Source organism: Citrobacter sp. EC_71 (assembly GCF_019584005.1).
Classification (GTDB): Bacteria; Pseudomonadota; Gammaproteobacteria; order Enterobacterales; family Enterobacteriaceae; genus Citrobacter; species Citrobacter werkmanii.
In genome coordinates, this window is sequence record NZ_VDAY01000062.1 from 1 (window position 1) to 713 (window position 713).

General features: G+C 47.7%; 2 protein-coding genes. Both read left to right on the forward strand.

What is annotated here, in order from left to right; genetic code table 11:
• A partial coding sequence (locus FHD02_RS23985) for a hypothetical protein (protein WP_212723241.1) occupies positions 1-189 on the forward strand: 189 nt, incomplete at its 5' end.
• Positions 146-604 (forward strand): IS200/IS605 family transposase, encoded by a 459-nt coding sequence (tnpA, locus tag FHD02_RS23990; protein WP_137361774.1) that lies wholly within the window; start codon positions 146-148, stop codon positions 602-604. The genes FHD02_RS23985 and tnpA, both read left to right, overlap by 44 nt.
• Positions 605-713: the final 109 nt, after the last annotated feature.

Here is a 713-nt window from a genome sequence, read left to right on the forward strand (position 1 = left end):
TTGTGCACAGAAAACCCCCAGCTAGGCTGGGGGTTCCGGAAAGCTTTCAGCTTTGAGCCAGTTATTAAAACCCCTTTTGATTTGTTAAAACACCTTGCGGTCTGGCAACTGCAAGAGTCAAACAAGAAATCAAAAGGGGGTCCCAATGGGGGACGAAAAGAGCTTAGCGCACACCCGATGGAACTGTAAATATCACATAGTCTTTGCGCCCAAATACCGAAGACAAGCATTCTACGGGGAGAGACGCAGGGCGATAGGCAGCATCTTAAGAAAGCTGTGTGAGTGGAAAAACGTGCGGATTCTGGAAGCGGAATGCTGTGCAGATCATATCCATATGCTTGTGGAAATCCCGCCCAAAATGAGCGTATCCGGCTTTATGGGGTATCTGAAAGGGAAAAGCAGTCTGATGTTGTATGAGCAGTTTGGTGATATGAAGTTTAAATACAGGAACAGGGAGTTCTGGTGTCGTGGGTATTACGTGGATACTGTGGGTAAGAACACGGCAAAGATACAGGAATACATAAAGCACCAGCTTGCAGAGGATAAAATGGGCGAGCAGTTATCGATCCCTTATCCAGGTAGCCCGTTTACGGGCCGTAAGTAACGAAGTCTGATGCAAATGTCAGATCGTATGCGCCTGTTAGGGCGCGGCTGGTAACAGAGCCTTATAGGCGCATCAGAAAAACCTCCGGCTATGCCGGAGGATATTTATT

Bases quoted from the DNA above. Each gene is read 5' to 3' on its own strand.
- tnpA (WP_137361774.1), top strand. From the start codon at position 146: ATGGGGGACGAAAAGAGCTTAGCGCACACCCGATGGAACTGTAAATAT.